The 21,636-nt window shown below is 56.8% G+C and carries 17 protein-coding genes; 6 read left to right on the top strand and 11 right to left on the bottom strand.

Annotated features, from left to right (window positions below):
• Positions 1 to 87: 87 nt before the first annotated feature.
• Positions 88 to 2,079, top strand: coding sequence for an SUMF1/EgtB/PvdO family nonheme iron enzyme (locus tag FSO04_RS23005; RefSeq protein WP_154562780.1), 1,992 nt, complete (start codon positions 88 to 90; stop codon positions 2,077 to 2,079).
• A 130-nt stretch (positions 2,080 to 2,209) separates the two neighbouring features.
• On the opposite strand, the gene FSO04_RS23010 is transcribed toward FSO04_RS23005, so the two are convergent.
• A complete protein-coding gene (locus FSO04_RS23010) occupies positions 2,210 to 4,417 on the bottom strand; it encodes a serine/threonine protein kinase (RefSeq protein WP_154562782.1) in 2,208 nt (735 codons plus the stop codon).
• A 415-nt stretch (positions 4,418 to 4,832) separates the two neighbouring features.
• Between FSO04_RS23010 and FSO04_RS23015 the strand changes: the two genes are divergently transcribed.
• The 5 genes from FSO04_RS23015 to FSO04_RS23035 all read left to right on the top strand — a co-directional run bounded on the left by FSO04_RS23015 (position 4,833) and on the right by FSO04_RS23035 (position 8,328).
• Positions 4,833 to 5,114 (top strand): hypothetical protein, encoded by a 282-nt coding sequence (locus FSO04_RS23015; RefSeq protein WP_154562784.1) that lies wholly within the window; start codon positions 4,833 to 4,835, stop codon positions 5,112 to 5,114.
• A gap of 88 nt (positions 5,115 to 5,202) precedes the next feature.
• A complete protein-coding gene (locus FSO04_RS23020; RefSeq protein WP_154562786.1) occupies positions 5,203 to 5,487 on the top strand; it encodes a hypothetical protein in 285 nt (94 codons plus the stop codon).
• 183 nt (positions 5,488 to 5,670) lie between these two features.
• Positions 5,671 to 5,898, top strand: coding sequence for a hypothetical protein (locus tag FSO04_RS23025; protein ID WP_154562788.1), 228 nt, complete (start codon positions 5,671 to 5,673; stop codon positions 5,896 to 5,898).
• A gap of 488 nt (positions 5,899 to 6,386) precedes the next feature.
• On the top strand, positions 6,387 to 6,671 hold the full coding sequence (locus FSO04_RS23030; protein ID WP_154562790.1) for a DUF3303 domain-containing protein: 285 nt from the start codon (positions 6,387 to 6,389) through the stop codon (positions 6,669 to 6,671).
• A 19-nt stretch (positions 6,672 to 6,690) separates the two neighbouring features.
• Positions 6,691 to 8,328 (top strand): MFS transporter, encoded by a 1,638-nt coding sequence (locus tag FSO04_RS23035; protein ID WP_154562792.1) that lies wholly within the window; start codon positions 6,691 to 6,693, stop codon positions 8,326 to 8,328.
• Between the two features lie 774 nt (positions 8,329 to 9,102).
• Here FSO04_RS23035 and FSO04_RS23040 read toward each other — a convergent pair.
• The 10 genes from FSO04_RS23040 to FSO04_RS23085 form a co-directional block, all read right to left on the bottom strand.
• Entirely contained in the window at positions 9,103 to 10,239 is a 1,137-nt protein-coding gene (locus tag FSO04_RS23040) for a glycosyltransferase (protein WP_233464952.1), read from the bottom strand.
• 354 nt (positions 10,240 to 10,593) lie between these two features.
• Complete coding sequence (gene kdsA / locus FSO04_RS23045) at positions 10,594 to 11,439, bottom strand: 3-deoxy-8-phosphooctulonate synthase (RefSeq protein ID WP_154562825.1); 846 nt, start codon at positions 11,437 to 11,439, stop codon at positions 10,594 to 10,596.
• Between the two features lie 149 nt (positions 11,440 to 11,588).
• On the bottom strand, positions 11,589 to 12,398 hold the full coding sequence (locus FSO04_RS23050; RefSeq protein WP_154562794.1) for a glycosyltransferase: 810 nt from the start codon (positions 12,396 to 12,398) through the stop codon (positions 11,589 to 11,591).
• On the bottom strand, positions 12,398 to 13,603 hold the full coding sequence (locus FSO04_RS23055) for a capsular polysaccharide export protein, LipB/KpsS family (protein ID WP_154562796.1): 1,206 nt from the start codon (positions 13,601 to 13,603) through the stop codon (positions 12,398 to 12,400). Before FSO04_RS23055 ends, FSO04_RS23050 begins: the two co-directional genes overlap by 1 nt.
• A 120-nt stretch (positions 13,604 to 13,723) precedes the next feature.
• Positions 13,724 to 14,890 (bottom strand): sialidase family protein, encoded by a 1,167-nt coding sequence (locus tag FSO04_RS23060; RefSeq protein ID WP_233464953.1) that lies wholly within the window; start codon positions 14,888 to 14,890, stop codon positions 13,724 to 13,726.
• A gap of 43 nt (positions 14,891 to 14,933) precedes the next feature.
• Positions 14,934 to 16,187: an EpsG family protein gene (locus tag FSO04_RS23065; RefSeq protein ID WP_154562798.1), complete on the bottom strand. Its 1,254-nt coding sequence runs from the start codon at positions 16,185 to 16,187 to the stop codon at positions 14,934 to 14,936.
• Positions 16,180 to 17,514: a lipopolysaccharide biosynthesis protein gene (locus tag FSO04_RS23070; protein WP_154562800.1), complete on the bottom strand. Its 1,335-nt coding sequence runs from the start codon at positions 17,512 to 17,514 to the stop codon at positions 16,180 to 16,182. The genes FSO04_RS23065 and FSO04_RS23070 overlap by 8 nt, the downstream gene beginning before the upstream one ends.
• Positions 17,515 to 17,554: 40 nt before the next feature.
• Entirely contained in the window at positions 17,555 to 19,786 is a 2,232-nt protein-coding gene (locus FSO04_RS23075; RefSeq protein WP_154562802.1) for a polysaccharide biosynthesis tyrosine autokinase, read from the bottom strand.
• Positions 19,783 to 20,265: a low molecular weight protein-tyrosine-phosphatase gene (locus FSO04_RS23080; protein WP_154562804.1), complete on the bottom strand. Its 483-nt coding sequence runs from the start codon at positions 20,263 to 20,265 to the stop codon at positions 19,783 to 19,785. The genes FSO04_RS23075 and FSO04_RS23080 overlap by 4 nt, the downstream gene beginning before the upstream one ends.
• A complete protein-coding gene (locus FSO04_RS23085; RefSeq protein ID WP_154562807.1) occupies positions 20,262 to 21,431 on the bottom strand; it encodes a polysaccharide biosynthesis/export family protein in 1,170 nt (389 codons plus the stop codon). Before FSO04_RS23085 ends, FSO04_RS23080 begins: the two co-directional genes overlap by 4 nt.
• Positions 21,432 to 21,636 lie beyond the last annotated feature (205 nt).

The following is a 21,636-nucleotide window of genomic DNA, read 5'->3' on the forward strand; positions in this document are numbered from 1 at the left end:
TGCTGCGATCGGTTCGCGCCAAAGGCTGACGCGGGCGGCGCGGTCGTCGAAACCCTATGTTCTGTCCGGAACAAACAGGATACGAATATGTGGCGAACATTCCTGCTGGTGTGCATGGTCGGGGCGATTCAGGCGCACTCGGGCAGTGTTTATGCCGCGGCGCAGCGTGACGGCGCGGAGCACGGCGCTGCCGCCGCGCGCACGACGGCTACGTCCAGCGCGCCGCTCACCCTGCAACAGGACAAGCCGCAACCGGCGCGTATCGCGCTGGTGATCGGCAACGGCGCATACGGCGATCATGCAGACCCCCTTCGTGGCAATGCGCCGCGCGACGCAGAAGCCATGCGCGACGCACTGCGTGCGCACGGCTTCGACGTCATCATGCGCACCGATGCGACGCCGCAGCAAATGCAGCAGGCGATTGGCGAATTCCGCCAACGTCTGCGTGAAGGCGGCATTGGGCTCTTCTATTTCGCGGGACACGGCATGCAAATCGGACGGCAGACGCTGCTCGTGCCCGCTGGTCTCGACGCACGCGCGCCGGCTCGACTGGTCAGCGAAGTCGTCGATCTGAATACCGTATTGCAGGCGATGCGTGCACCGCGTGCCGGCGCGCTCAATCTCGTGATTCTCGATACTTGCCTGAACAACCCGTTCTCCGCTGACGTGTCAGTCGATAAAGCCACGTTGCCCGCCAATACCCTCATCGCCTACGCAACGGCGCCGGGCGGCTTTGCAGCGGACGGCATGCGGCACGGTGTCTATACGGGCGCATTGCTGCGCGCGTTCAACGAGGCGTCTTCATCACAGGAACTTGCGGGCTTGTTTCAACGTGTCGCGGCGAGAGTTAGCGGGGTGACTGGCGGCGAGCAAACGCCGTGGATTGCCTCTTCGCTTGCCAAGGACATGAGCCTGAGCGCGCCGGTATCTCGCGGCGCTGGTGCAGCGCTCCTCGCCGCTGCCAGCGACGATGCAATTGCCGCGCTGCACAGTAGAGGCATTCTGCCTAAGGACAGCAGCGAGCAATACGAGATCACCTTCTGGGACTCCATCAAGGACAGTAACTACCCAAGCGACTACGAGGCCTATTTGAAGGCCTATCCGAACGGCCGCTTCGCCGCGCTCGCTCACGCGCGCATCGACCGGCTGCGCGCTGCTGCAGCGGCGAGTGCGCCATCTGCTGCACCGCCGGTTGCACCATCGCCTCAAGCCGCACGGCCAGCCGCACCGGCCAGCGTCGCGCCACAAGACCACCCGCGCCCCGCCACGCCGACGCCACCCACGCCACCTGCAACGACCGCCCCACCCGCTGCACCTGCCGCGCAAGCAGTCGCACAAAAGCCCACGACGCATCCGCCAAGCGCCGGCGAAAGCCGCGACTGCGCCAACTGCCCGATCATGATCGCCTTACCCGCGGGCTCGTTTTCGATGGGCAGCAGCACCGACGACCCCTCCGAAAAGCCCGTTCATCACGTGACCATCGGCGCGCCGTTCGCGATCGGCAAATACGAAGTGACCGTCGAGCAATGGAATGCGTGCGCCGCAGCAAACGCCTGTCAAAAGCTGACGCCCGAAAGCAACACGAACAAGGCTGCACCGGCACGCGACCTCAGTTGGGAGGACGCACAGCAGTACGTGAAGTGGTTGAGCAAAACGACCGGCAAACCGTACCGCTTGCCTACCGAGGCCGAATGGGAATACGCGGACCGTGGCGGCACCACGACGGCATACTGGTGGGGCGATCAGATGCGCAAGGGCAACGCCAATTGCAAGGACTGCGGCGATCCGTGGCACAAGGAAGGGCCCGAATCCGCCGGCTCGTTCGCGCCGAATCCGGTGGGCCTGTATGACATGAACGGCAGTGTTTGGGAGTGGGTCGCCGATTGCTGGCACAACTCCTATCAGGGCGCACCCGCCGACGGCCACGCATGGGACAGCCCCACCTGCGACATGCGAGTGATTCGCGGCGGTTCGTGGCGCGAAGGCGGGAGCTACATGCTGAGCGCGACACGCTTCAAATACAGCGCGAGCGTGCGCCAGTCGCAGGATGGCTTCAGGGTAGTTAAGGATCTTAAGTAAAGCGTGGGCTGCTGGGGCGGCGGGAGCTTCTGTCGAACAGCGCGCTTGTGGGGCTGCGCGTGATTCCAAGCCATGCGTGATTCCGGTCCTGCGAGCATCAGGGGCGTTGTGGGTGATCCCAATGCGTGGCTTAAGGCGTGCGGGGCTTCGTCGTGATCGGCGCGAAATCCGCGACGATATGATCCTGACCGTATTTGCCGCCGATCTGCGCGAGTCGCGTCTCCAGTGCGCGCAGATAGTCCGCACGTGATTCGCTTTCGGGCCGCGGCTTGTCGAATAGCTGCGCCGGCGTAATCAACAGCACCACCATCTCCGATCCAAACGGCTTCGAAATGATCCAGTCACCCGCGCTGCCGATCGTGGCTGCATAGTGCGGGGGCGCCTGATTGTCCTTCGCGCGCGGACTCGGCACCATGTGCACGACGCTACCGTCGAGCTGGTAGTAATCGAGGTTCACGTACGAGTCGAATGCGGGCGTGGTGACGTCGACGATAAGCGGATCGCCTTCGCTCAACAGGCCACCGGGCGGCCGCACATGCAGCGACGCAACGTGGCCCGCTTGCCAGTTGTGGGTCCAATAGGGTGCGAGCGCTTTGATCGTGTCGCATTTGTCGTCGGCTATTGGCTCGACCTGGAGCGTGAGCGTGTCGACGCCCGGCAATGCTGTCAGCGTGTCCTTCAGATGCGCTGCGCCGTAGCGTTGCGAGACGTAGCCGCGCACTGTCAACGAATGGTCCTGCGCCGAAGCGGACAGCGCCGAACACGGCACTTGCGCCAAAGCCGGCGCGATGGCGGCTAAGGTCAACGCGGGTTTGGGCGCGGGCGGCGCAGCAGGCTGCGCGGGCGGTGGTGCGCCGGGCGCTGCGGCGGTTGGTGCGGCGGTTAGCGCTGTGGTTGTCCCGGCAGATGAGCCGGCGGCCGGCTTTGCGGTGCCACCGACGACTGATCCGGCAGTTGCGGATGACTCAGGCGCATTCGTTGCCGCCGAAGCGGCCTGATCCGCCGACGCCTCCGAAGCCGCCACAGCCGGCTGCTGGCCATCCTGACGATTCGGAGCCGACCGGAACGCAAACACGCCGACAGCCGCGGCACACACCACCGCGAAACCCGCGAATCCCGCCTTGACCAACGTCCCCGACTTCTCCGCGCGCGCTTCGTTATCGAATTCCGCGATGAAACGCACGACACTCGGCATGCGCGTGTTGCGATCGAACGAAAGCGTAGCCCGCAACGCGCGCCACTGCTTCGCATCGAGATTGGGCGGACGCTGCGGCTTGAAGTCCGCGTTGCGAGCCTGCGTCGCCGACAAACGGTCGAACGGATGATGGCCCGTCAACAGCTCGTAGGTAATGCAGCCGAGCGCATAGATATCGTCGCGCGGGTCCGGCTCGCGATGCTCGATCATCTCCGGACTCGCATACGCGGGCGTCAACGCGCCGAGACTGCCGGGGTCGAAGACAGTTGCATCGCTCTCCTCCTCCGGCCGCTGGAACACGCGGGCAATGCCGAAGTCGATCACCTTCACTTCGGCATTCGTCGTGAGAAAGACGTTGGCGGGTTTGAAATCGCAATGCACGAAGCCGTGTTCATGCGCATAGGCGAGCGCATTGCACATGCCGCGCACAATCGGCAGCGCGGCTCGAACCGGCATGCCCTTATAGCCCGGCGTGCGCAAAAGCTGGCTCAGCGGCTTGCCGGTCAGGTACTCCATCGTCAGGTAGACGATCGGTCCGTCCCGGTCGAAGTCGTACACCGTGATGATGTTGCGGTGCGCGAGCACCTGCGCCTTGCGCGCCTCGCGTTGCAGTGCGACGAGCGAATTCGGATTGCCGCGGAACTGGACGTTGAGCACCTTGATCGCGAGATACGGTTTGCGATCCGACGCTTCGAGCTTGCGCAAATCGAGCGCCTTGTACACCGTACCCATCCCGCCGACGCCCAGACATTCCTCGAGGACGAAGCGGTTGTTCAGCGTGTCGCCGGTGCCTTTGATCTGATCATGTCCCGGCGCGCCGGCGGCGCTCGCTGCGCCTACCGAGCTTGCAGCGTTGGCCGCACTGGCGGAGCGTACCGACGGTATCTCGACGGTGGTCTGCATGCCGGTTTCCTCGCCGCCCGCCGCCACGTTCGAGACGCGCAACTGTTCGATGCGCCGCCGCACTTCGGCATAGAGATCGTCGGGTAGAGGGGCTTTGCGATGCGCTGCGCCAAGCATTTCCAGCAGCTGCGTGCGATCGAGTCCGTCGGTCGTCAACGTGCTGTCGAGTTGAGCCACGAACTCGTCGCGTGACAGCTCGCCGCTCTGATAGTCGCGAATCACATGCGCAAGGCTAGCCATTTGTGCGAAGCGCCCCCGCTGCCGTTGGGCCGGATCGCAAGCGACCGGAGCCTTTCGGGCTGATAGAAAACCTGTCGTAACCAGTTACATGCGCCGCTTCGATACTAGCTCCCGACCCGGTCTTTCGCAAACCAGGATTGCCCCGCTGCGTGCACGCCCGGCGAGTGTCTTGCGACATCCAACAGAATCCGATGCGTTGTTGGGTACGCGCCATCAGCCGGGAGTCGTTCGCTAGCGACCTTGTTGCTACTTCGATGCGGCGACATGGCGTGAAAGCCTTGTGCATCAGGCGTTCGTCAATTTTCTTAGGATGCACGAGTAAAACTGGCACAGCCCATGCATTAGTGACACTCGAGCAGACAAGATGCTCGAACCCAACCGCAAGACTGTGACGTTCCCTTCCAGGAGATTTACCATGAACACGCTGATGATCAAAGACCTGTCCATCACCGAACAACTCGACAGCAAGGCCATGCGCGCCGTGCGTGGCGGCTGGGGCTACGGCTTCCCCAGCACGTCGTACACCAACATCAGCCCGGTGTTCGCGCCGAACAACAGCAAGAATGTCAGCGCCACGCAGTTGATCAGCAACGAAATGAACATCCAGAACGCCAACGGCAACAACGTTGCGTTCGCTGCCGGCCTCACTTCGACGATCAACCCTAGCGTCACGTCGAGCAACAACATCAACGTCTAAAGCCTGATTCGGCGAAGCGGAGAGGCCCTTGGCAATTTCCGCTTCGCTCCGATCACGCCCGTCTTCCGCGCACCTTTGGAGAATCACCATGTCATCCCTCATGATTCGCGATCTATCCCGCACCCGCGAGCTCGACCGCCGCGCAATGTCGGCGGTGGCCGGCGGCACCGGCAGCAGCGTGCCCGGCCTGCCCTCGGTAGCCGGCCTTAGCGGCATCGCCAATGTCAACGTCTCGGTGAACCAGAACCTCAGCCAGATTCAAACCGTCAATGTTGCCGCTCTCAACAACATTGGCGTGATCGGCGCCGGCTTCGTGCCGTTGAATCTGAATGTCAGCCCGTCGCTGTGGGGCGCCAATTACGCCAACGTTTAACGGCATGCAGTAGCGAAGGACCGGGGGCTTCCCTACTGCTGCCTGCTCACATCCGGCAGGCGAGCCGTAAGCAGATTTCCTATACTGATAGTGCGACGAGACCTCAGCACAGTTAAAGACACTCCCGAGCGACGGCTGGCCAATCGCACCAGCCGCCGGCTCGATCGTTTCCCTGGAGCCACCATGGCAAAGCTCGCTATCAAAGACCTCACCGACAGCGTCGAACTCGACCGCCAGGCGATGGCCGCCATTGTCGGCGGCGCACGCATCGGTGCACGTGCGAGCATCGCCGTGCAGGTGGTGCCGAGATCCGCACGCGTCGTCGACTATCCGCCGGGTTTTCCCGCAGCGCACCAGGCCATTGTCGATGTGCGCGTTGATGCGGTGCCGCGCAATTCGTCGCGCAGCTAGGCCTTTGATCAGACATTCGCAGCAACGGCACGCGCTTAACGCGCGTGCCGTTTGCGTTTGATGCATTGGCGTTTGTTCTGCTTGCCATTCGCATGCGTGCCGGTGGTGCGGGCACACTGCATGGCGCGCTTCGAACCAGATCGATACCGACATCTTCGACAACCGTTTTAAAAGGTCCTTCTTATAGGACGCACGAGAGGTCCGCAATTGGAAACGAGCGCAACCGCCAGGCTATTCCTGCGACGGATGAATTTGTTCGATTAACCTGGTGAATGTCCGCACGCAGCGACGTTAGCGACCGTGCACTCACCTATGATGGTTAGGACGCCACGTGGTTTTATGCCGTCCGCCGATAGCACCTGCCATCCGGACAGCATCCTGGCGCGGAAGCGTTGGCGGCGGTGAGGCACGCAAAAGCGTCGCACGGCGCGAACGGCGATCACGACCCGCCACGAGCCGGCATCGCCAAGCCATATTGGAGACACACAATGAAATTCATCGTGCAATGGGATGGCCTGCCGACTGCGGAAAACTCCGTCATCGAGCGCTTCATGAAAACCGGCGGCCAGGCGCCTGAAGGCGTCAAATTGCTGGGACGCTGGCATGCGATCGGAGGACTGCATGGCTTTGCAGTCGTCGAGGCGGACGATTCGCGCGGACTGTCTGCGCTGGCGCTCGAATGGGGCGATTTGCTGACAATGAGCATCTTCCCCGCGGCGACTGACGAAGACCTCGGCGCGGCATTGGGCGCGTATCAGGCCACACGAAAATAAGTGCGCAAGTAAGACAGTCATGACGCCCGACCTTGGCACGCCCCTACCCACCGGACAACTGCTGCCGTTTCGCGAGTCGCTGCTGGCGATGCTTGGCGTTGCCTTCGTCTCGATGCTGGTGGCGCTCGATCAAACCATTGTCGGCACCGCACTGCCGCGCATCGTCGCCGATCTGAAGGGATTCGATCTGTACGCATGGGTCGCGACGGCTTATATGCTGGCTTCAGTGATCACCATTCCGATCTTTGGGCGGCTGGGGGATCTGTTCGGCCGCAAGCCGTTTCTGATCGCAGCGATTCTGTTGTTTACCGGCGCGTCCGTACTGTGCGGATTCGCCACCAGCATGCTGTTGCTGGTAATTTCGCGCGGTTTGCAGGGGATAGGCGGCGGCATTCTGATCGGCACGGTGTTCGCCACCGTTGCCGATCTGTTTCCCAATCCGAAACTGCGGCTGCGCTGGCTCGTGTTCGTCACGTCCGCGTTCGGGGTCGCGAATATGGTCGGGCCGACGCTTGGGGGCGTGCTCACACAATACGGCGGCTGGCGGCTGGTGTTCTTCGTCAACGTGCCGGTCGGCCTCGTGTCGCTGCTGTTCGTCCAGCGCTTTTTGCCGCCGCTGCATCATCTGCGACACAAGGGGCCCGTGCGGCTCGACTGGCTCGGCGCGTTCGTGGTCGCAGTCACGTTCGGTTCACTGCAATTGCTGATCGAATTGTTTCCGAAGTACGGCGTCAACACGGTAACGATCGTGCTGGCCGTCGTTGCGGCGAGTTTTGCAATGACGCTGTGGCTATGGGAGCGGAGGATGAAGTATCCGATCATTCCAGTGGATATGCTGATGGACCGTAAGCTGTCCGCGCTCTTCGCGATGTCTGTGCTTGGCGGTTTCGCGCTGTTTTCGCTGGTGTTTTACGTGCCGCTGCTGTTTCAGGGCGGCTATGCAATGTCCGCGCACGATTCCGGCATGCTGATCACGCCGCTGCTGCTCGGCACGACCGTCGGTAGCGTGGTGAACAATCGGATCGTCACGCGGATCCGTCGCGCGAACGGCATTATGTATGTCGGGTTCGCGCTCTCCGCGTTGGCATGTCTGGGCGTGATCGTACTCAGAGGTACCGAGCCGCACCTGGTGTGGATGTCGTGCATGGGCATCAGCGGGCTCGGGCTCGGTCTGGTGGCGACCAGTCTGACCGTCTGTTCGCAGCAGATCGTCGCGCGTGATCAGATCGGCGCGGCAACGGCGTTGCTGCAATCGCTGCGTACTTTTGGGGGGATGCTTGGCACGGTGATGACCGGTGCGTTGCTCGGCCATCTCTATACCCAGGGGGTGCATCGCTCGCTTGCTTCGTATCAGGCGACGCAGTGGTTCAAATCGTTTGCGAGTCCCGAACTGCTCGTGGACCGCGCGGAGCAGGCGGCGTTGATCAATCGTCTGGTGAGCGCCGGGCATGCGGGCGATGCGATGATGAATTCTGCGCGGGATGCGCTCGTGCAGTCGATTCATATCGGCATTCTGGTGGCGGGTGCGGCGGCGTTGATCGGGTTGTGCCTGGCGTGGTTTGTGCCGCCGGTGAGGATTAGTTATTCGGAGGCGGAGTTGGTGGTGGGTGGACCGGCGCAAGCGGATGCGATTCCGCCGCGGGGGAATGCGCTTTAGGTGGTGATGGGGTTGGGCCCTGGGTCCGATTTCGCCAGCTTGTCAGCACTCTCCCGACACCCTGATAGTGGTGCGCGCAACAAATGGCCTGACGCTACCAAGCCACCCAGCTTCCAACAGTCCTCTGCTTTTTCTGCCTGCTTCTTGAGGTTTGGAGGCACTAACTTGCGCCGTTTGACATGCGTTATGTCGATGCACTCCCGCGAGTAAAAGCCCCCTTATTGAGGGCCGGAAAGTTACTTCCTGAAGTCCTTCCGCGATCGAAATAGCCCTTAAACGAAGGACAATTCTACGCCCCGCTCGCACGAACGGTCGTCAGAAAGCTTGACCGAACGATTGTGATTTCTTACCATAGGCGTCGCCGCTTGCGCACTTAAGACCAACTCGTTTTCAACCAAGCGCGCGCATAGAACAAGGCCAAAACTAAACAACGAGGTCTTCCGGGGTTCTTGCATGACAATGGATGAAGACATCGCGCACGTCGCGCGTGTGATGGCGCCGTCTTTGCGCGCCTTTCGTGGTGAACCTGTACTGCCGCCAGCATATTGGCGAAAGCGACTACAGCGCATACAGGATGAATTCCCCCTGACCGAATTGCAAACGTTTCAGATCGAGCGTTTGCTTGGGGAGTTGGATCGGTTTGAGGCGGAGAGTCGATAAACGACATGCCGGTTCCCGAAGTCACTGTGTGACGACGGCATGCCGGCACTGCTCACACGGCGCTTAAATCAAAGTATATTCCCGCATACGGAATGTCTGCTGAGGTCAAAATCGTCACGCGTTTTCGTAGCAAGTCATCAAAGTCCTAAAGAACTTGTCCGCGCTGAAAGCATGATCGAACACATGACGTGAGTTCTGCCCCATCCGGCGGCATTCATCAATCGACAGCGCATTCAGCTCACGGGCCAGACATTCGCCCGTCAGTTGCCGCAGGATTACACCGTTGTAGCCATGAATCACCTGTTCTGGCAGAGAGCTTTCGCACGAAACCACCAGAACCTTGCCGGCGCACATTGCTTCGATCGGCACCAACGCGAGGCCCTCCCAGCGTGAAGGCACGACGATTACGTCCATCTGCTGCATCGCCCGGCGAGCGCCCTCAGGGTCCATCCAGCCATGATGCGTCATACGTGATTCATGGCCGCGCGCGTCAACGCCGCCTCTCACACTGACACCAAACACGTGAACGTGGATGCCTTCGTTCAACATCGGAACCGCATCGACTACGATGTCGAAGCCTTTTTGATAGTCGAGACGGCCAAAATACCCCACCTGAATGGGCCGCGCGATTGTCGCAAGGGGCTGGCCGCTGAGAGCATTCTGCTCGCGCGCTGCTTCAGATGAAATGCCCGTATAGAGAAGCTCGATCTTGTCCATGTCGATGCCGTACCTTCTCGCCGCTCTCACTTCATCGAAAGACATGCAGAGAATCCGGTTTGTTCGATGTGCAAGCAGACGTTCGACAAGCGCGAAACCAAGCGCAGTGAAGCGGGAAATGTCCTTCTTCATGAAAGACCACGCATGCGGTGTGTACAGAATTTTTTGCCCATGCATGCGATGAAGTCGGACATACACACCAGGATACGAACTGTGGCAGTGCACGATGTCCGCGTTGATTTCATCGACCAGTTTCTTTACCCGACGCGCGATTCGAACGAAGCGCAGCGGATTGCGGCTCGACTCATAGTTGACGACAGTGACGCCGTCCAGTGCGAGAGGCAGGTTCGGGATATTTCTTGGATCGCAGATCAAGACGACCTCATGACCACGCGCGCGTTGCTCGACGATCAACGAGGTGACATAGTTGGCAACCCCGCCAATCCATGTCTCGACGACATGCGCAATTTTCATCCCGAACCCCAAGTATTGTTTTAGTAAAGAACTGGTCTTTGATTTATTTACTGGTACCAACGACGCCGGGCCCCTATTCGGGGTCGCCCGATAAATGCTCCGGTCGGCAGCACGACCTGCAAACCTCTGCTCCGCTTAACTTCGAGTAAGATTTGTGCGCGGTACATGCTGACAATGTTTAAGCAGCAAATATGCCAACAGAAGGACGCGTATCAGCGATGACGTAAGGCACTGTTTTCGCGCAGCGCGACGACGCGGAGCACGCTTTCCGGAACAGAGCAGTCAGTAAGGGCACCCGCTGCGAGAGACTCGTTACGTTACGTCCCGTAACGACATCCTCGCGCTTAACAAAGTCATAGCCTTCCGCTCTCGGCGCGGAATCCCTTCACGCTCACCTTGAGCGATGATCGAGCTCTAGTGGATTTCTAAGACCGGCAGGCTTTTAACCAGATCATCGACTGCCTTGACCTGCGCAAGGAACGGCTCAAGCAGCGCCAGCGGCAGCGCGCTCGGTCCATCGCAACGAGCGGAATTCGGATCCGGATGTGCTTCGAGAAACAGGCCCGCGATACCAACCGCCATACCTGCTCGCGCCAAGTCTAGAGCCTGCCGCCGACGGCCACCAGACGCAGATGCCAGTGCATCCCGGCATTGCAAGCTGTGAGTAACGTCAAATATCACGGGGTGCCCGCCGGATGCTTCTGCCATCTGACGAAATCCAAGCATATCGACCACCAGATTGTCATATCCAAACGAGCTACCACGCTCGCAAAGAATGATCTGGTCGTTACCCGCCTCGACACATTTGTTGGCGACGTGTTTGATCTGCGCCGGGCTCATGAACTGCGGCTTCTTCACATTAATTGCCCGCCCCGTCCTGGCAATAGCGACCAACAGGTCTGTTTGGCGCGCAAGGAAAGCCGGGACCTGTAACACGTCAGCTATTTCCGCTACGCAAGACGCCTGCTCGATCTCGTGTACGTCGGTAACCACGGACACATCAAAGCGGGCTTTTATCGCAGCCAGAATTTCCAGACCTGCGTGCAAACCTACGCCTCGATAGGAATGGATCGACGAACGATTCGCCTTGTCGAAGGAAGCCTTAAAGACAAACGGAACGTTTAGCCTCTTCGTCACTTCGACGAAGTGTTCACACGTACGAAGGGAGAGATCCAACGTTTCTAATACATTCAATCCGCCAAACAAAACGAAGGGGAGGTCATTTCCCGCTCTAACCTTATCGCTGATTTTGGTATGCATCATGTTCTTGACTATCCTGATTACAAAATTGTCGCGGAGCGCCCGTTACGGACTTCAATTTAAAAGCGATGATCATCCAACCGCGTTGCCTGGAGCAGGCCATCACACGGAAAGACAACATTCATGCGTCGATGAAACGATCTCCGTCTTCAGGCTACGTCGTTCAGCACGTCTTTTCCAAGTCGGAATCTCTTGATAGTCGTGAGGATATCGCGCGGGATCAACATAAGCGTCAAGGTCTTCGCGACGCCCAGTAGCGAAGCGGCATTCAAAGTCAAATGTTCTCGTTGCAGTCGCAGCCGGGATCTGAGTTGCACTGCCCGCCTGCGCGCCGAAATGCCATTCGGCGAAAGCTTTGAAAACACCAACACCTCAGGCAAGTTCGCCGTTCTATAACGCTCCACGAATTTCCAGAACAGCGCGTAATCTTCTGCAGCCGGATATGTGGTCGGGTAAAACCCGATCTCGCTCATTACAGACGACCGCCACATGACCGTTGGATGAATGAACGCACAATTCGAGAACATTGCCCGGCGAATTAAATCGCTGGTCGTTGGCAGACGAAGCGTGAAGGATATTTCGCCCTCTTCCGTAACGAAGGTCACAGCGCTGCCGACGAGCATCACAAAAGGATGCGTCTCCAGATATTCAATCTGCTTCGAGAACCGATCTTTCGCACACGTGTCCCCGCAATCTAGCCTGGCGATAAAGGCATAGGATTCTCCAATACGATCCAAGCCAGCGTTCAGAGCGTGATCTATGCCTTGATTCGACGGTAAATAGATAAACTTCAGCTCGCCGTTGTAGACATCCCTCGCCTTCATTTCGTTAGGCTTGATGTTGCTTCCATCGTCTACAACGAAAACGCACAGGCGTTCATCCGGCGTTATGGACTGGAGAGATTCGTTGAGCCCTGTGGGGTCGTTGTAGTGAGGAATAAGTACGGCGCACTTGTTCATTATGATTTCTCCGACAGACCACAGACACTTCGCGCCGCACGAGCAGATATATTTCCTCCACCAAAGTAGTCGATACCATCGGTCAGGTACCCATGGATATACTTCAGGAGCCTCGCTCTGTCGAAGTTCACATAGAAACAACGGCCAAGGCACGTTACCCGTTTCCCGTACAGAAGTGCCTCCAATCCAACCGTCGAATTTATCGTTACCACTTCATCGGCATATCGAATTAGGTCGTTCGTGGAGAGCGTAACGATTTCGAACTCGAAATTTTTGCGCATCGACACGATTTCGTTTATAGCACGAACGTCCGTCTCGGCAGGGTGGATCTTAACTATCAGCCTGAGCGCCAGGTCCCTAGCCTTCGCCGCTGCAATACGAATCGCGTCAATGTTGTCGACATCAGAATGCAGCTTTATTTGGGTGTCGCTAGAAACTTGAAGCGGCAGAAACATATAACGTTGCTGTTTCAGTTCTTCCAACGAACAAGGTTCTGTGACGAACATAGTTTTCCCCCGACCACGTCTACGCACCTGTGAAAACTCGGTGCGGCAGGCACCGCCAAACGGATACTTGAGCGCGTAATTGACCAGGCGCTTAGCCTTTTTCGAAAACGTAACAGCCGATTGCGGCAGCGGGGATGCTTTGTAATGCTCGTACTCCGCAAACCAGTCGGCATGCTTTTGCTCGTCCGGCATCGTCAGATCATCAAGTATCGAAGGATTGCCTCCAATAGTTGAAAGCGCATTCACGCCCTGCGAATCCACGAAAAGCTTATTTGGAAGATTGGAAATTTCCATGACCCTTCTGCGGATTCCATGAATGTCGCACAGGTAGGTCAGCACGCGACCAGCCAATTGCTGCCCATTCCAGAGCAAACAGGCTTCGATATCGTGTTCAGAAAGAATTTTACGGATTCCCTCAATTACTGATGCGGCGTCCTTCCTCGCCCGATCTTCCGAAATGCAACCGCTCAGGATTTCGATACTTCGTCGAAAATTCGTCGCTTCGGCTTCTTCCATATATTTGTCCGCTACTGCTTGTCTCCGGTTGACGTACGCCGACTGGAAACCTCTGGCGATCAATAGAAGATGAGCAAGCGGCTCGGTTGTCACGAACAGGAATCGAGCTTCACTTTTTATAGGGCTGATGAGGCGACGGAAGAAGCTGTATCGCTCCATCGAATCGACAAGAACCAAGATCATAAAACGGCTCCAGTAACGAGATAAATCCAAACCGGGCGGCATCCAATGCAAGCTGGTCGCCTAGCGCGTGGACACGCGGATTGGTCCGCGATGACCGGCACGGCACCAAGACACTGGCAATCAATTGCTTGCAAAATTGGGCACTCGCAGGAAGGTGATGAAATTGGAATCGTGCTGAGAATGTGCGCCGCCATCGTCGTCGTCAAAAGCGGTCCGAACCACTGCAGCTATGTCATGCTTGTCGAACACCCAATCGACGTATTGGAAGCCGTGCTTGTCAGCGTCGTCACTGTGAAGAACGACACGTCGAACTTTCCAGTTGCGCAGATCAGTTGACGACACGAGTGCAAGAGTGTTGCGCGCCCGCTCCAGATTATTCCCGTTGTAACTACCGGGAAGCACGGCGTTCGTCAGTGACCAATACAGCTTCGTGGACGGGTCATAGCGAATCGTGAATTTCTTGCCTCCTCCCGGAAGGTCAACGAATCCGTGCTCCGGATCAAAGCTAATGTTTGACCCGTCTTCACTCGACGAGACAAGTGCCGCCTTCTCTGGCAGAAAATTGTAGTAAACCCGCAATACGTCCACGACGGCGCCACTCGGCATCGCCACAGCATTGCCTTCTAACCAACCTCCGAATTTGCCGTCAAGCCAATTCTTATCGGGTGTCAGTCCATTCGAGAAAGTCCAACTTGATGCGTTAAGGAGATCACTGTTTATGTCAGCAGACATCATTTTCACGATGATTCCGACGTGGTCGATCACCTCAATTGCCTTCCACAATCTGCCCCGAGCAGTGACAACCGGCAGCGCTGAAGAAAAATACTTGCCGTCTGTCGCCAGAACGCCGCTTCCGGCGTCGCGGGCATTGGACCAGGTCTTGCCGCCATCAGTCGAACGGCGAATCACTGCAACTCCGAGAAGCTTCGATGTACCGAGCAAATAAAGCGCGCCTCTATGGGCAAAGAGTGACGAATAATATTGATCGCCGACTGTGGCGACCTTGGACCAACTTCTTCCTCCATCGCGGGAATTAAATACCTCTTCCGCGTTTGCTTTGGAGTTTGGGCCGAACGTGTCGTGCGACATCACAAGCGTCCCATCTCCCAATATGACTATGGAGGGTGAGCCGAGGTAGATTCCAGTTCTGGCATAGCTGTGAGCGATCACCGCTCCTGGTACGCGATAGGTATTCGATTGCGCCAATGCCAAACCGACCTGACTAGCTTGCGCTAACAAGACCAATATGATTACCGTGTGCAACCAATTTCTCAGCCGGTCCGCCATGTTTGTTTGACCCGTGACGTGAAGCATTATTAAATATAAAATTTCAAATTAAACTGCGGTACAGCTCCAGAAAATTGGATGTCAGAAACCCAAACGGATCACCCGCAAACAACAATTCCGCAATGAAAAGATTTTTGAAAAATCCATATATTGAATAGGCGATCCCGGCAAGAATGATGATCGCCTTGCTCGGACCCGGCCGCATCCGGGCAAGTAGAACAGCCAGGTACGCAATAGAGAGAACAAAGAAATAGATATAAACTCTTTCAAAAACTTTAGAGAGGTTGTAGGTTGCCATCAGCGAAATAAAGGCAAAGTTCGACGCTATCAGCAGTTCCCTCGTCTCTCTGCTATGTAGCCGCCCAGTCTTTCTCGCGTCATTCTTCATCGAACGTAGCCACAAGTAGTTATTCACTGCGAAGAGGGCAAGCGCCGCTAGGGCAACAACTACCACGCTATATTCATCCCACGCGCTGTACAGTTCGACTTTCTTGGAGACATAACCGCCATCGTCTCCACTCAGTGCACTAAGAGCGTTAAGGTTATATTTCGAAACAGCAAAGACCGAAACTGCCACCAGGATGGCACCAAGCACTGCCCATTTTTTAAAATATCGGTAGGCGGCATACGGCGCCATAATAAGAAAACTTGGTAAATGTGCAAGACTAGAAAGTGTCAGCAGAAGCATCCTGCTCCGGGTGCGACCAGCGGTGAAGAATAGAAACATGAACGGGAAAGCCATAGCCTGCCTTATTACGTTCGCATAAGACGAATAGAACGCCCCGGACGAAGTGATCAGCAATATAAAAAGCGGCAGCGCGCGATATTCAATCTTCCAAACGGCGTACAGCAGCAAGGAATAAGAAATAATGAATATGAATAAAAATGCGAGGTCGGTCGGCCCGAATAAGACATATGCCAAGTACATTGTCGAAAATGACAGTACCTCGGGCTGCGTCGAGAGATAGTAGGCTAGCCCAGACGCATCCATGGTCCGCATGAAATCCAAGTATTGGATCTTGTCATTCCCACCGTTGTTGATGGGAAGCTTCAGCGCGATTAGCGGACCGAACACAATGATCGAGCCGATGCAGAGCAGACACACGATTACACGCACTGGAGAATGCGCGCTAGACAGTAATGTCATGAGCAGCAACAATAGGTAAAACGAAGCGAACGGGAACAATCCACTTAAAAGCACAACGCTGAGCAGCACCACCCATGCGGCGCCCTTCCCGTTTATCCAAGGAAAAAGTACAGAGTCCGCGGCCTTTAAATTTACAGTTGAATTATTCATTAGTTTTTTCCTCGCTCACGGCGCCCGGGAGATGCAACCTGATGGCGCCACGTTCGCCACGTTCGCCACGTTCGCCACGTTCGCCACGCTTGCCGCTCTGTAGCCTGAAGATATTGGCTGGGTTGATTTCGAAACCCGCAGCCCTTACAACCAGAATGATTGCGACCAGCGAGCCCGCCGAAGCGACCGTCGAAAAATCGAAAACGGCCTGCTGAACTGGCATTTTCAACAGATGCACCAGAAACAATGTGCTCAGCAAGCTTGCGGCAAGACCGAGTTGAATTGAGAAATCCAGAAATTGCTTCCTGGTTACCAAAAATATTTGCGATAGCGGCACATACATCGTTTGCAAGACGAATAAGGGAAGCATTACGTAGAAGAACGCCACGGCTCCATCCCATTTACCGCCGAATACGATGTTGATAACGGAACCAAATAGGAGGCTGCCAAAAATTGCGTAGCATGAGGCGATCACTATCAACCAGCGCCCATAGAAAGCGAATACGTGCTTCAACGTGCTGATTTGCTGACCCTCAGAGACCGCTTGAATGGCATCGCGCCGGAATACTCCTCCGATGCTCTGCCCAATGAGCGAGACTGGAAAAAACCCGAATCGATAAGCGGCGGCGAAGTAGCCGGCCTGCTCGGTTGAGTACCAGGCAGGAATCGCTATGGATAGCGAGTAAAGCAAAACCGACGAACACAAGGTTGAAGGCAGAATGAACTTCGCGTAGCGGACGTGTTCTCTGAAAAACTCCAATCTGGGTCGACAGAGGTACCCGCGCTTTGCCCCATGAAAAAATACTACGCTAAGGAAACACACGGCCGCGACGGCATTCAGAATTGCATAACCGGAAAATACGTCGAAGCCGCCGTGGAGGTGCTGTGCAAAAGCGAGGTAAGCCACAAATACCGGGTTGACCAGCACGCGCGACATGGCAATCAATGCATATCGCCTCAGGCTGTTGAAATAGTGCCCAACTATCGTCTGTATGAAGTAGGCGAGAGCAAATAGGCAGACATTCCAGTAGGCCGAATGCTCCCACAGCACTACAGCGGTCGCGCCTACTATCGTCGTGACAGATGCCACCGCGAGCGCATGTACAAGAGCATTAAATGACATCGCCGCGTTGTCCGACACACATGCGAGTTCATAGCGCATCGCCAGTAATGTGCCAGCGAGCGTACCGACTGCCAGCAACGCGTTGAAATGCCCAAGCGGCGACGGCCCGTACTGGCGCCCCAGGAGGGTCATGCAGGCAAAGAACGTAACCTGGCCCGCCATCACCCCGACCAGCGAAATAGCAGAATCTTTAAGCTTGATCATTTACACACTCGAGGATGCGGTGGGACATCGCATGAACACGCTATTTCGACCCGTACTCGTACGCGGTGTAGCGATAGTTGCCGTAACGCGAGCCATAGCCATACCGGCCGAGTTGCGGATTGACGCCGTTGAAAATCACTCCATTCACGCGAGTCCCGCTTTGAGCCAAACGTTTCCTCGACTCTGCAAGCTCCCCGAGCTTTGTCGCGCCAGAGTATGCAACTAGCAGTACGGTGCCCGCGAATGCACCAAGCGTCGTCGAGTCAGTGACGGCTAGCACCGGCGCCGAATCGATCAACACGATGTCATAGAGTCCACTCAACTTTTGGATCAACTGAGAAAGCCGCTTACTCAGCAAGAGTTCAGACGGATTCGGCGGAAGGGTGCCGGTGGTGATCAGATCCAGTCCGGGGATAACGTTTTGATGGATAGCATCGCTAATGTCGACGGATCCTAAAATCAACTCGGACAAACCTCGTTCGCGGCTAACATGAAACACATCGCTCAGTCGCCCCTTGCGTATATCGCCATCGATGAGCAGTGTTCTTTGGCCACCTGCCGCTAGCACCGCAGCAAGATTGCTTGCGATGAAGCTCTTTCCGACATGCGGTGCCGGTCCTGCGACCAGAAGTACATTGTTTTTTGCATCGAGCATCGAAAACTGCGTTGCGGTCCGAAGACTCCTAAGGCTTTCAATCGCAGGGTCGTTGGGGAACACGACACTCAGCAAGTTTTCCGACTCTCCACTCTTCTTGGACAAGAAGGAGACGCGCTTTTGCTGTTGGCTCAATGGAACAATTGCATGAACTGCCAATCCGAGGCGGCGCTCAACGTCGTTGGCATCCGTGATTCCACGGAAAAGCATCGACCGTCCAATTGCGATCCCGCAACTCACCAGCAAACCGAAAATGAATGCGATGATGATCACGAGCGGCTTCTTGGGGGAGACAGGAATCTCCGGCACCTGAGAGACATCCACCAGACGGACGTTCCCCACCTTGCCGGCCCGAACCAGGTCGAGCTGCTGCATATTGCCCAACAGCCCGGTATACAAATCGGTATCGACTTTGACGTCCAGCATGAGACGAACCAGGTCTTGTTGCAGTTCGGGCAACTTCCGCAGTTGAACGTCTGCGTCACCCCGATATGACGATAGCGATGCAATCTGAGCATCAATTGCGACCACGCTTGGGTGCGTATCGGCAAACCGGGAAACCAGCTCCTGACGCTTCGCCTGGAGTTCCAATAGCCGTGTTTTCGCATCGGCCGACTGAGCGAGGGCCAACTTGGCTTCCTCAGTGAGGTCGACGGTTTTGTGCTGATCACGCAGTTTTGTGAGCTTCGACTCTGCATCGCGGAGTTGATCTTTTAACTGCGGCAACTGAGACCTTAAAAAGTCGAGAGACTGTGCCGCTTCAGCAGATTTGCGCTCGACGTTCTGCTTGATGTACTGCGTGCCGATTTCATCGAGTGTCTTCGCAACGAGAACCGGGTCATAGCCGCGCAACGTGGCGACAACCACGTCGGACGTCTTGACCTTCTCCTGGGCGTCGAGGATCTTTTGCAGATCGGAGACGGCCTCGACAGGCGACGTGCGAATCAACGAGAACGCCGTTCCCGCATTCGCTGCTACTCGCGCAACGAGAATGTCGAAGTCACCCTGCGCGGTCCGAAAGTGCTGCGTGACGCCGACCACACCTTCCAGCCGCTTGTCCAACGCCCAGGCGTCAATGCTAAAGCGCCCCGACGGCAAGATGGTCAATGTAAACTTCTTGTCCAGCAGACGCTTCGGGACATTGAACAGCGGCACATCGACGCTTTCATCACCCCATGCATAGCCACCGAACCCGAAGATTCCAGGCGTGCTGAGGCCATCGGTATGCCGTGCGATGAAATCGCCAATTAATGGAAAGCGTGTCGGCTCCGCCTGAATGTAAAGCCGAAGGTTATTGACCGTGCGAGTCACCACAAGGTCGGAGGACAAAATTTGTGTCTCAGCCGCGGCGCTGGACTTGACATCGAATATGGACGATATGTCGCCTAGGAGACTCTTGGCGGCCGACGCGTCGGGACTATCCTCGACCTGGACCATAATCCGGGCTTCGTACACCGGCCTCGCGAGTATTGCAAACGCGATCCCGGCGATCAGGAACAGCGCGGTAACGAGCGCAATCATCTTGCGGTTCTCGAGCAGGGTGTCGAGAACATCGAAAAACTCGCGGTTTTCGTCTTCCGCTACGGCTTCCATCGGTGGCGTGTCTATGAGATTCATGAGCGACTCTTATCAATGGTGGCGGGACGCGTACCAGATCCGCCCGCGATCATGTTCAGGCGTTTCACCCAGTCCGAAATTCCTGTTTCTATTGCTTGAGCGCAGTGCTCGAATCCGGATCGCCCTTGGCGGTATGGGTCGTCGATATCGAAGTCACCACGTTCACCGACCCGGAAAACCTTACCCTTCGCGAACGGGAATCTCTTCTCCACTTCGCGGCGTTGAACGTTATCCATCACCAGGATCAGTTCGGCGTTCGTGCAGACAGCGTCCGTGATTTGCTGTGCTTTGTGACTGTCGATCGGTAAGCCTCGCTCACGCATGACCTGACGAGCGTAGTCCGGTGAAGGACTGCCAAGAGGGGCGTTAAGTCCGGCTGACGTCACTACCACGTCGCGAAGTTGCGACCGCAAGAAGGCTGCGGCCATCGGACTTCTGCAGATATTCCCTTCGCAGACGACAAGAATGTGTTTGATCATTTCGTCACAATCGCCGCGGTCAGACCTGCATTAAGCGCAGGAAGCAGCAGACTTAGCACGCGGCTGAAGCGAACCAGGCCATTCCCGTCCACATAAACAATGTCTTTCGATTTCAGCGGAAATTCGTTTGCCAGCACCATTGCCACCGGAGAACTGGCGTCCAGATGGAACACCTCCGGTTTGCCGTCGAGCGATCCGCGGATCACATACACCTGCCCGGCATCGGCCGATGTCGAACTCAGACTGCCGGCCTGAGACAAAGCCTCGCTCAACGTCAATGCGCCGGTCGTCTTGGGAACGGCAGTCACTGGCTTGTTGACTTCTCCCATGACGAACACGCCAAACTCGTCGCGCGGCGGAATACGCAGGACATCCCCGTTGCGCAGCACAATCTGCGCCAGATCCGAAGTTGCGACGCGCGTTCCGGACATATCGATGATGTAGTGAACGGAATTTCGCTGTAGCTCGACGTGCCCTTGGTCAGCTGACGCGGCAAAGCCACCTGCGCGGCTAATCGCATCGGTCAGATTCATTGGAATGTCGTTGATTACCTGTGTGCCCGGGGCGTGCACTTCGCCTTCGATGTAAACACGCTGCGACCGGAACGACGCAATACGAACCGTCACTTGAGGATCACGAAAGGATTTTTCGAAGGATCGTGCGAGAACGGCTTGTACTTCGTCCGGACGAGAACCCGCCACGTGGATCTTTCCCGCGAAAGGAAAAACGAGGTCGCCTTTATCGTCGACGACGAAACCCGAAGGTGCATCGGCGGAGCGAGTCGTTGAGGTGGGCTGTGCACCCAGCGCGGCAGCGATCTCCGGGTGATCCCAAACGGTGATTTGCAGTACATCGCCGATTCCAATCCTGTACGACCCTGCCGCCTCTTCCAGAGGCGCAAGTTCGCCATTCGAGTTCGAGTTGGTCTGGCGAAGCTTCGCGATCAATGCCAGGTCGATACTGGTCAGCGGAACGGGGAGTTGCTGCTCAGGCTCATTGGGGCCCGCAGGCGCCGCTGCGATTGTCGGAGCCGGTCTCATTCTCATGCCCGGCGCAGCGGCACATCCCGCCAGTGTGGAGCCCAGGATCACGAGCATCACTGCACGCGTTGCTTTTTCTTTTAAGGCAGCGGCGACGCCGCGCGAATATCCGTCCTTGATTGACATTGTTTCCCTCGTATGACGCACACGTTCCTAGTTTTTTTAAAAGCTCTAAATGGGTCGGACCGCCTCTACTTCTGTTAGATCTGTCTCTTATACACATCTAAAAAAAAAAAAAATAACAAATAGATTCAACAACAATTGTAGAGCTAACCAAAGAACATACGATTAGCCGCTTCGACGATATGATAAAGCTACACATCTCAGGCTT

It is taken from the genome of Paraburkholderia madseniana (assembly GCF_009690905.1).
GTDB classification, from domain to species: domain Bacteria; phylum Pseudomonadota; class Gammaproteobacteria; order Burkholderiales; family Burkholderiaceae; genus Paraburkholderia; species Paraburkholderia madseniana.

What these genes read in the sequence shown, in the direction of transcription:
- FSO04_RS23010 (WP_154562782.1), bottom strand. Translation starts at nt 4,417, where the DNA reads ATGGCTAGCCTTGCGCATGTGATTCGCGACTATCAGAGCGGCGAGCTG.
- FSO04_RS23080 (WP_154562804.1), bottom strand. Translation starts at nt 20,265, where the DNA reads ATGATCAAACACATTCTTGTCGTCTGCGAAGGGAATATCTGCAGAAGT.
- FSO04_RS23005 (WP_154562780.1), top strand. Translation starts at nt 88, where the DNA reads ATGTGGCGAACATTCCTGCTGGTGTGCATGGTCGGGGCGATTCAGGCG.
- FSO04_RS23070 (WP_154562800.1), bottom strand. Translation starts at nt 17,514, where the DNA reads ATGATCAAGCTTAAAGATTCTGCTATTTCGCTGGTCGGGGTGATGGCG.
- FSO04_RS23035 (WP_154562792.1), top strand. Translation starts at nt 6,691, where the DNA reads ATGACGCCCGACCTTGGCACGCCCCTACCCACCGGACAACTGCTGCCG.
- FSO04_RS23025 (WP_154562788.1), top strand. Translation starts at nt 5,671, where the DNA reads ATGGCAAAGCTCGCTATCAAAGACCTCACCGACAGCGTCGAACTCGAC.
- FSO04_RS23055 (WP_154562796.1), bottom strand. Translation starts at nt 13,603, where the DNA reads ATGATCTTGGTTCTTGTCGATTCGATGGAGCGATACAGCTTCTTCCGT.
- FSO04_RS23030 (WP_154562790.1), top strand. Translation starts at nt 6,387, where the DNA reads ATGAAATTCATCGTGCAATGGGATGGCCTGCCGACTGCGGAAAACTCC.
- FSO04_RS23020 (WP_154562786.1), top strand. Translation starts at nt 5,203, where the DNA reads ATGTCATCCCTCATGATTCGCGATCTATCCCGCACCCGCGAGCTCGAC.
- FSO04_RS23065 (WP_154562798.1), bottom strand. Translation starts at nt 16,187, where the DNA reads ATGAATAATTCAACTGTAAATTTAAAGGCCGCGGACTCTGTACTTTTT.
- FSO04_RS23050 (WP_154562794.1), bottom strand. Translation starts at nt 12,398, where the DNA reads ATGAACAAGTGCGCCGTACTTATTCCTCACTACAACGACCCCACAGGG.
- FSO04_RS23015 (WP_154562784.1), top strand. Translation starts at nt 4,833, where the DNA reads ATGAACACGCTGATGATCAAAGACCTGTCCATCACCGAACAACTCGAC.
- FSO04_RS23085 (WP_154562807.1), bottom strand. Translation starts at nt 21,431, where the DNA reads ATGTCAATCAAGGACGGATATTCGCGCGGCGTCGCCGCTGCCTTAAAA.
- FSO04_RS23060 (WP_233464953.1), bottom strand. Translation starts at nt 14,890, where the DNA reads ATGGCGGACCGGCTGAGAAATTGGTTGCACACGGTAATCATATTGGTC.
- kdsA (WP_154562825.1), bottom strand. Translation starts at nt 11,439, where the DNA reads ATGCATACCAAAATCAGCGATAAGGTTAGAGCGGGAAATGACCTCCCC.
- FSO04_RS23075 (WP_154562802.1), bottom strand. Translation starts at nt 19,786, where the DNA reads ATGAATCTCATAGACACGCCACCGATGGAAGCCGTAGCGGAAGACGAA.